This is a genomic window from Cedecea sp. P7760 (assembly GCF_013386425.1).
GTDB classification, from domain to species: Bacteria; Pseudomonadota; Gammaproteobacteria; order Enterobacterales; family Enterobacteriaceae; genus Cedecea; species Cedecea selenatireducens.
Genome location: NZ_JACARU010000087.1, coordinates 1 through 8,420, shown reverse-complemented (window position 1 = coordinate 8,420; position 8,420 = coordinate 1). Strand labels below are relative to the sequence as shown.

General features: G+C 57.4%; 8 protein-coding genes. 4 read left to right on the top strand and 4 right to left on the bottom strand.

All coding sequences use genetic code 11. From position 1 onward, the window contains the following. Positions 1-116: 116 nt before the first annotated feature. Together HX778_RS23445 and HX778_RS23440 are read right to left on the bottom strand one after the other, a co-directional pair. Positions 117-1,538 (bottom strand): trehalose-6-phosphate synthase, encoded by a 1,422-nt coding sequence (locus HX778_RS23445; RefSeq protein WP_176983203.1) that lies wholly within the window; start codon positions 1,536-1,538, stop codon positions 117-119. A gap of 36 nt (positions 1,539-1,574) precedes the next feature. Beyond that, positions 1,575-2,993 carry a glutamine synthetase family protein gene (locus HX778_RS23440; RefSeq protein ID WP_176983202.1) on the bottom strand — a complete coding sequence of 473 codons (1,419 nt, stop codon included), beginning with the start codon at positions 2,991-2,993 and terminating at the stop codon, positions 1,575-1,577. A 280-nt stretch (positions 2,994-3,273) separates the two neighbouring features. Between HX778_RS23440 and HX778_RS23435 the strand changes: the two genes are divergently transcribed. From HX778_RS23435 to HX778_RS23420, 4 genes are read left to right on the top strand one after another with little or no spacing between them, the layout of a single operon-like run. Beyond that, positions 3,274-4,185 (top strand): ABC transporter substrate-binding protein, encoded by a 912-nt coding sequence (locus HX778_RS23435; protein WP_126357062.1) that lies wholly within the window; start codon positions 3,274-3,276, stop codon positions 4,183-4,185. Positions 4,186-4,201: 16 nt separating this feature from the next. Beyond that, on the top strand, positions 4,202-5,353 hold the full coding sequence (locus HX778_RS23430) for an ABC transporter permease (RefSeq protein WP_304515779.1): 1,152 nt from the start codon (positions 4,202-4,204) through the stop codon (positions 5,351-5,353). Continuing rightward, positions 5,353-6,297 carry an ABC transporter ATP-binding protein gene (locus tag HX778_RS23425; protein WP_038474361.1) on the top strand — a complete coding sequence of 315 codons (945 nt, stop codon included), beginning with the start codon at positions 5,353-5,355 and terminating at the stop codon, positions 6,295-6,297. The genes HX778_RS23430 and HX778_RS23425 overlap by 1 nt, the downstream gene beginning before the upstream one ends. Then, positions 6,281-7,012: an ABC transporter permease gene (locus HX778_RS23420; RefSeq protein WP_038474358.1), complete on the top strand. Its 732-nt coding sequence runs from the start codon at positions 6,281-6,283 to the stop codon at positions 7,010-7,012. The genes HX778_RS23425 and HX778_RS23420 overlap by 17 nt, the downstream gene beginning before the upstream one ends. Here the strand turns inward: HX778_RS23420 and HX778_RS25240 are convergent. Both HX778_RS25240 and HX778_RS23415 read right to left on the bottom strand, forming a co-directional pair. Continuing rightward, complete coding sequence (locus tag HX778_RS25240) at positions 6,993-7,100, bottom strand: membrane protein (protein WP_038474355.1); 108 nt, start codon at positions 7,098-7,100, stop codon at positions 6,993-6,995. The genes HX778_RS23420 and HX778_RS25240 overlap by 20 nt on opposite strands. A gap of 109 nt (positions 7,101-7,209) precedes the next feature. Next, positions 7,210-7,965, bottom strand: coding sequence for a MerR family transcriptional regulator (locus HX778_RS23415; RefSeq protein ID WP_038474352.1), 756 nt, complete (start codon positions 7,963-7,965; stop codon positions 7,210-7,212). Between the last annotated feature and the right edge of the window lie 455 nt (positions 7,966-8,420).

The window sequence follows — 8,420 nt, the reverse complement described above, 5'->3', positions numbered from 1 at the left end:
CCCCGAGACGTTCACCGGTGCGGGGGTTGCATATAAAACAGGACTGGAAGTGAACGGAATACTTGCGCCCTTAAATAATCGTGGGTATTTGTGGCTCTGATCCTACCCGGAAACTATTAATACAAATTCTGTGGTGTGAAAATACCGTGATGAGAAGCGCGGAACGGGATCACCGTCTGGGAAGCCTGAACAGGCTCTACATTTAGCGCATCAAGAAACGCTCTGGCCCACCACTGGCTGTCATACCTCTCCACTTTTGCCAGCAGCTGCTGATGCCGACGTTTACGTTCGTGCAGCGGCATCGTCAGGGCGGAATAAAGCGCATGGCTGGCTTCGCTGGCGTCGTAGGGATTGATCAACACCGCGTCCGTTAACTGCTCCGCTGTCCCCGTCAGGGCGGACAGCATCAGCACGCCGGGATCTTCGGCATTCTGCGCGAGAACAAACGTCTTGGCCTGCAGGCTCATCCCCTCCGAAAGTGGGGTGAACATCGCCACGTGCGCGTTGCGGTAGAAGGCGTAAATCAGGTCAGCGTGGCAAAGCTGGTTGCGAATGTAGTTGATGGGATACCAGGACGCATCGCCAAACCGGTCGTTAATTTCTCCGCACTGGCGTTCCAGCCGGGTGCAGAGATCCCGCGCCGACCAGGAGTAGCCTCTGGAAGCGTCTGAGATCTGCAGCAGGCTAACGTCGCGCAGGAACTCAGGGTGGCTGCTTAGAAACGTTTCCATAGTAGCCAGATGGCAATGCACGCCGCTGATGTCGCTGACGGTGTCGTTGCTGATGATTATCTGACGCGGATAGTTGCGCACCGCTTCGGCATTCGTTAATGAAAGCGCCGGCACCGTTTTATCAATGCCGCATGGGAAAATGCCAAGCCTGATGGGGTGACCATTGAGCTGAATCAGGTTATCCGCCAGCCGTTCCACGCGGTAAAATCGCAGCGCATAGGCGAGGAAGTTATTCACGTCGCCGCTTGACTGAAACCCAAGTAAATCGTAGCTGAACAGCGCCTGCATAATGCTGTCGTGCTCGGGCACCGAGCGCAGCACGTCGCCAGGCGGGAAGGGCTGATGCAGGAAGAAACCGCAGCGGTTGGCGTGCCCGTCTTCTTTCAGCATCTTGCCGGTAAACAGTAAATGGTAGTCCTGCACCCAGACGAGATCGTCGGCCTCAATTTTGGCGGCCACCCGCGCCTTGACGTCGTGGTTATAGTTTTTCCAGGTAGTGAAATACTCTTTTTTATAGTGGATCAGATCCGGGCGGTTATGAAAAACCGGCCACAGCACCTGGTGAATATAGCCCTGGTAAAAATTGTCATATTCGTTCGGCGTTAGCGCCCAGCTGTACTGCTGATAGGCGGGCTGGCTGAAAAAACGCTCTTTACGGTGTTTATTACCGCTTGCCACCTCGCCGTTCCAACCAAACCAAAGTCCCGAATGTTTCTTCAGGATGGAGTGGAGCACCGGCAGGAAAGGATCGCCGCTCTGTCCGCGCTCTGGCTCGCAGCGATTAGACAGCATAATAAGACGAGACATACACCACCTCAGGTCGGCGTTTAGGTTAATAAAGCACTAGCGGGACAGCGCCGCTTCTTCCTGCGTCACAATCGTTTCAAACCAGGCCAGTTCCGACAGCTTGTGGGTTACCCACTGGCGGGAAAAAGCTTCGCCCAGGCTTTCGGTCATGTAATGGCTTTGCTGAAACTCAACGATTGCCACGTGCTGGAACAGCGGCAGTTCGGGGGCAAACAGCGCCGAGTTTTTCAGGGTATCGCTGTCGATATTTTCCAGCCCGTAAAGCATGCCGGTAAGAATGACGGCCATCGCCAGGTACGGGTTAACGTCGGCCCCGGCAAGGCGGTACTCAATGCGGCGGTTGTTATCGTCGGAGCAGGGGATGCGCAGGGCGGCGCTACGTTTGTTATAGCCCCATGAGCTGAACAGCGGCTCGTTGAGGTTTTTGCGTAGCCTTCTGAAGGAGTTCACGTGCGGGGCGATAACGGCCACCGCGGCGGGCATCGTTTGTAGCATCCCGGCCAGGCATAGCTGGGTCATCTCGTTCAGGGCTTCCGCCGGGGAGGCGAAGACGTTCTCGCCTTTGCGGTCGTTCAGGCTGATATGAAAATGCAGGCCGTTCCCGGCCAGGTGAGAAAAGGGTTTCGCCATGAAATTAGCCTGATAGCCAAATTTATCGGCCACAATGCTGGTTAAGCGGCGCAGCGCCAGCACGCTCTCACAAATGCCGATGATGTCTTTGGCATGCTTCAGGTTCAGCTCAAACTGCCCGGCTTCGGCTTCGCAGACGATGCCGCTTAGCGGCAGTTTTTGGTCAGCCGCGGCCTGTTCAAGCGCTTCAATAAAGGCGGTGTAATCAGAAGGCACCGGCATATAAAAACAGCCCTGAGCCGGGGCTTCCTGCTGGGCTTTGCTCACCAGGTAAAACTCTATTTCCGGCGCCGCCACCGGGAACAGCCCGTGGTAATGAAACTTCTGCAGGACGTTGGCCAGCACAACTCTGGGCTCCAGCGCGTAGCCGCTGCCGTCGGCCTGTTTCATGGTTAACAGCAGCTGCGCGTTGTGCTGCGGGTCGTGTGCGCAGGGCCTTAACGTCCCGGCCACCGGCAGGCAAAGCCCGTCGGGCTCATCGTATTCATCGTGACCCGGTGCCTGGCTAAACGGCTTACCTTCGTGGTCCATGGCGTAAACGGACTGCGGAAAATAGCAGCCGGCCGAGAGCGACAGCAGGCTGTCTACCGCGATGCGTTTACCGCGAAAAGCGCCGTTGACGTCATTGAGGTAGATATCAATATGCTTTGTCTCCGGATGAGCCTGCAGATAGCGACGCACTTCCTCGGCAAACGCTTTCGTTCGCTCCTGCGCGGGCTTTATCGAGGCAGATTGAGTCACGGTTTCCTCACTGGCCGTAGCCTGAGGAAAAGCGAAAAGCGTAAAAATGTTTTTAACGAGCGAGTGATGAATAAGTGAGTTCATGATGGTCTTTATCGGAGCCTCTCGGCGACGAAAAGAGCATATTCACTGGCGTATAAAAAGAAGGTAAAAAAGCAAAAGCGGCGGGTAAAAAAAATATAAATGACAGTAAACGTAGGGATTTAGCCGGGCAGGCAGCCGACAGACCGGAAAATTCAGGGCATCCTTCTGTTCTAACGACTTCGCATATCATATACCGCTTAGTGCTTTCCCCAGCTGATTCAAACTCGGCTATTCTTTCTTTACTGCATGATTTTTAAGTAAAGAACAACGAGGAATAACTATGAACTTATCAACACGTTGGGGTTTGGCAGGGTTAGTGATGCTGGCGACAGGCGCGCAGGCGGCGGATCCGGTGAAGGTCGGCTCGAAAATTGATACCGAAGGCTCGCTGCTCGGCAACATTATTTTGCAGGTGCTGGAAAGCCATGATGTGAAAACCATCAACAAGGTTCAGCTTGGCACCACCCCGGTCGTGCGCGGCGCGATAACCTCCGGCGAGCTGGATATCTATCCTGAATATACCGGCAACGGGGCGTTCTTCTTTAAAACTGAAAACGATCCGGCCTGGAAAGACGCCCAGAAGGGCTATGAAAAAGTTAAGCAGCTCGACTACGACAAAAACCACCTGGTGTGGCTGACTCCGGCTCCGGCCAACAATACTTACACCATCGCGGTTCGTAAGGATCTGGCGGAGAAAAACCATCTGGTGTCCCTGGCAGATCTCAGCGAATACCTGAAAAAAGGCGGTACCTTTAAGCTGGCGGCTTCCGCTGAGTTTATCGAACGTTCCGACGCGCTACCGGCCTTTGAAAAAGCTTACGGCTTTAAGCTGGAACAAAGCCAGCTGCTGTCTCTGGCCGGGGGCGACACGGCGGTAACCATCAAAGCCGCCGCGCAGCAGACCTCCGGGGTTAACGCCGCGATGGCCTACGGCACCGATGGCCCGGTTGCGGCATTAGGCCTGGAAACCCTTACCGACCCGAAAGGCGTGCAGGCCGTTTCAGCGCCAACCGCCGTGGTGCGTGAAGCCGTGCTGAAAGAATACCCGCAGATTGCCGACTGGCTGAAACCGGTGTTCACTTCTCTTGACCAGAAAACGCTGCAGCAGCTGAACGCGAAGATTGCGGTGGAAGGTCAGGATGCTAAAAAAGTGGCCGCTGATTACTTAAAACAAAAAGGCTTTGTTAAATAGCCCGCTGGAATAACGTTTGCTAAAAATTCATAACAGGGTATTGCTGCTGCTGGTGTTACTGCTGGCAGCAGCCTTGATGTTACTCCCGATCATCAACAACGCGCCTAACCGCCTGGTTTCCGGTGAACCGTTTGGCATCACCCAGCTTCCCGGCACGCTTCATTACTGGCTCGCGCTTCCTCTCCTGATTCTGGCTGGCCTGACGCTGGCGCCGGGGCGACCTCTTGCTCTGCTGGCGACGATTGTCACCGGCGAGGTGCTGTTTATCGGCCTGCTGCTGCTGATGGGGCACACCGCAAGCCAGTTAGCGCTTGAGGGCAGCTCGCTGGCCCGCACTTCGCCCGGCAGCGGCCTGTGGCTGATGTTAGCGCTGAGCCTGCTGCTGTGCGCCGACGCCGCCAATCGCCTCACCGCCAGCCCGCTGTGGCGGCTGCTGCTTAACCTGCAAATCTGGATCGTGCCCGTCGCGCTGCTGGCGAGCGGCTACTTCAGCGATCTTTCGCTGATGAAAGAGTACGTCAACCGGCAGGATGTTTTTGACGACGCCCTGAGCCGCCACCTGGCGCTGCTGGTCGGCACGCTGGTGCCTGCGTTGCTGATTGGCGTCCCGCTGGGGATCCTTTGCTATCACCGCCCTGCCTGGCAGTCCGGCGTATTTTCCCTGCTCAACGTGATTCAGACGGTGCCTTCGGTGGCGCTGTTCGGCCTGCTTATTGCGCCGCTGGCCGGCCTTGCCGCATGGCTGCCATGGCTGGGTAAAATCGGCGTGAGCGGCATTGGCGTAGCGCCCGCGCTGATTGCGCTGGTGCTTTATGCGCTGCTGCCGCTGGTGCGTGGCGTAGTGGCTGGCCTGCAGCAGGTGCCGCGTAATATTGTGGAAAGCGCGCAGGGGATGGGCATGTCTCGCGCCCAAATTTTTTGGCGGGCGGAAGTGCCGCTTGCCCTGCCGGTGCTGCTGCGCAGCCTGCGGGTTGTCTGCGTGCAGACGATCGGTATGGCGGTGATTGCCGCGCTGATTGGCGCGGGCGGGTTTGGTTCGATTATTTTCCAGGGCCTGCTGAGCAGCGCGCTGGATCTGGTTCTGCTTGGCGTCATGCCGGTCATCGCGCTGGCGGTTATTATCGACGCGCTGTTTAAGCTGTTTATTTCACTGCTGGAGGCAAAATAATGATCGAGTTCGATCGCGTCAGCAAATACTTCCATGGCGAAGCGGCGGTCAGTGATTTGACGCTGAACATTCGCGAAGGGCAGTTCACCGTGCTGATCGGCACCTCCGGTTCAGGCAAGTCCACCACGCTGAAGATGATCAACCGGCTGGTGGAGCACGACGAAGGGCTTATCCGCTTTGCCGGAGAAGAAATTCGCCGCTTTGACCCGAAGGCGCTTCGCCGCCGCATGGGCTATGCCATCCAGTCTATCGGCCTGTTTCCTCACTGGACGGTGGCACAGAATATCGCCACGGTACCGGAGCTGCTGAAGTGGCCGAAGGCGAGGGTAGCCGAACGTATTGACGAACTGCTGGAATTGCTGGGCCTGGACGCGACGCAGTTCCGCGACCGTTATCCGCACCAGCTTTCCGGCGGGCAGCAGCAGCGTGTGGGCGTGGCTCGTGCGCTGGCGGCCGACCCGGAAGTGCTGCTGATGGATGAGCCTTTTGGCGCGCTTGACCCGGTCACCCGCGCGACGCTACAGCAGGAGATGATCCGTATTCATCAGCTGCTGGGGCGTACTATCGTGCTGGTAACCCACGACATTGACGAGGCGCTGACGCTTGCCGATAACATCGTGCTGATGGACGGCGGCAAAGTGATTCAGCAGGGGACGCCGCTGGAACTGCTGACCAACCCGGCTAACGATTTTGTGCGCGACTTCTTCGGCCGCAGCGAACTGGGCGTCAGGCTGCTGTCGCTGCGCCACGTGGCGGACAGTATTCGTGCCGATGAGCGCCTGGACGGAGAACCTATTCGGGCGGACATGACGCTGCGTGAAGCCCTGTCGCTGTTCATCGACCGCCAGTGCCAGCAGCTGCCGGTGGTGAATGAGCAAAATCAGCCCTGCGGCGTGCTGCACTTTAGCGATTTAGTGAGGAGGGAAAATGCGCCTGCTGCGTGACCCTCTGCTGTGGCTTATCGCGCTTTTTATCGCGCTGTTGGTGCTGCTGCCTTACACCAGCGGGCTGTTTAGCTGGCTGTTCCCGCAGCTGACCAGGCCGATGTATCAGCAGGACAGTTTCACCTCTCTGGCGCTGGCGCACCTGACGTTAGTGGGTATTTCTAGCCTGGTTGCGGTGGTGATTGGCGTCGGGTTGGGGATCCTGGTGACTCGTCCGGCGGGGGAAGAATTCCGTTCGCTGGTGGAGACGATCACCGCCGCCGGGCAAACCTTCCCGCCGGTTGCCGTCCTTGCCGTGGCGGTACCGGTGATGGGTTTTGGGCAAGAGCCGGCGATTATCGCGCTGGTTATCTACGGCCTATTGCCGATTTTACAGGGCACGCTGGCGGGCATCGGCGCGGTGCCAGAATCCGCACGTGAAATTGCGCTCGGGGTCGGGATGAGCCGTTGGCAAATGCTGAGAAAGGTGGAGCTGCCGCTCGCCGCGCCGGTGATTCTGGCGGGCATAAGAACGTCGGTTATCATTAATATCGGCACCGCGACGATTGCCTCCACCGTGGGAGCCAACACGCTCGGGTCACCGATTATTATCGGGCTCAGCGGCTTTAATACCGCCTACGTGATTCAGGGTGCCGTGCTGGTGGCGCTGGCGGCAATTGTCACCGACCGCCTGTTTGAGCGCCTGGAAGGCTACATTACGCGCCATGCAAAATAACGATATAGCCAACCAGCATCACGCCGCCGATACCGCCGACCGCCATGACAAGCATTCCGCCCACAAGGGCAATTTTTGACAGTTTCATCCGTTGCTCCGTTTGTTAACGAAGCGATTATAAAGGGAAGCGGGGTTGTTAATGAACCTTTGATTGTGACGAAGAGGGAAAAAGCCTGATTTTCCCTCTTGTCGCCCTTTCAGTCGGCGGGCTGCCTGCGTTCAATGTTGCCCAGCGCAAACACCGGCAGTCCTGCGCTGCGCCACGATTCAATCTGATCTATCTGCCGTTCTCCGGGGCAGTCGCCGCACCACACCAGCAGCGTCTGCCGGTCGAAAATCTCCGGTTTCAGGTTGCTCAGCGAGTTGGCGAGCACGTCCACCCGCCAGCCCTGCTGGCTGGCAATCCACGCCGCCATCCATAGTCGCGTAGTGTCCTGCACGTTCCAGCCCACCACTAAAGCATCCTTACCATTTTGCTTGCGCGAGGTGGCAATGCACGTGGCAATGTAATTAATCAGGGCGCCATCCAGCAGGCTAAGCAACGCACACAGCGCAATCTGCTGCCCGTAAAGGCGGCGGCGAAGGGGAAGATAGAGGTGGTGAACGAGCGTTTGCGCCGGGTAGATGCGCCCGATGTCGGCAATCCACGCCCGCAGCAGGTTCGGGTTGCCGCTTTGCAAATGACGCAGCAGCGTCTCCTGGCGCTCGCCCCAGGCATGTTCTTTTTCACGGTTTTCACCACTGAGCAGCGCCTTGACTTTGCTGACCTGTACGCCTTGCTCAATCCAGGTTTGGATCTCGCGAATGCGCGCGATGTCTGCGCTATCAAACAACCGGTGTCCGCCGTCACTGCGTTTAGGTTTTAGCAGCCCATAACGCCGCTGCCAGGCCCGAAGGGTTACCGGATTGATATTGCACAGTGCAGCCACTTCTCCGATGGAATAAAGCGCCATGTTGTCACCTGATGCCGTACGGGAGACCCCCCAGTAACTGTAGTAAGTTCTGGTGAGTTTGGCTTCTTTTGGTGAGATTTCTCGGGGGATTGGTGTTGTCTCTTAGTCACAAATAGGTTCTATGAGGGAGTGGCTCAAGTTCCGTTCACTTCCAGCCCTGCTTCACATGTCACCACAGAACTTGTGAACGACTCGGGGAAGTCACCGTCACTTCCCCGAGACCCCGGACTCCCGGCCAAATAAATCGCCGCAAGCGGTAGACCTCCGTTTTATCTCCCAGTCCTGGGTCGGCTGAGATGCGTTCCCGACGCTCTCAGCCTCCGGCCGTTCCCGACGGCCGGACCCTGGCCAGTCGGAGAGAAAACGGAGGCGATTTAAGCCGGAACCGAGCCTCGCTTCAAACTCGCCGCTACACAGAGCGTCACAGTCGCTGCAAGTCTCACAGCCACGCCCTT

Bases quoted from the DNA above. Each gene is read 5' to 3' on its own strand.
- HX778_RS23445 (WP_176983203.1), bottom strand. From the start codon at position 1,538: ATGTCTCGTCTTATTATGCTGTCTAATCGCTGCGAGCCAGAGCGCGGA.
- HX778_RS23440 (WP_176983202.1), bottom strand. From the start codon at position 2,993: ATGAACTCACTTATTCATCACTCGCTCGTTAAAAACATTTTTACGCTT.
- HX778_RS23435 (WP_126357062.1), top strand. From the start codon at position 3,274: ATGAACTTATCAACACGTTGGGGTTTGGCAGGGTTAGTGATGCTGGCG.
- HX778_RS23425 (WP_038474361.1), top strand. From the start codon at position 5,353: ATGATCGAGTTCGATCGCGTCAGCAAATACTTCCATGGCGAAGCGGCG.
- HX778_RS23420 (WP_038474358.1), top strand. From the start codon at position 6,281: ATGCGCCTGCTGCGTGACCCTCTGCTGTGGCTTATCGCGCTTTTTATC.
- HX778_RS25240 (WP_038474355.1), bottom strand. From the start codon at position 7,100: ATGAAACTGTCAAAAATTGCCCTTGTGGGCGGAATGCTTGTCATGGCG.
- HX778_RS23415 (WP_038474352.1), bottom strand. From the start codon at position 7,965: ATGGCGCTTTATTCCATCGGAGAAGTGGCTGCACTGTGCAATATCAAT.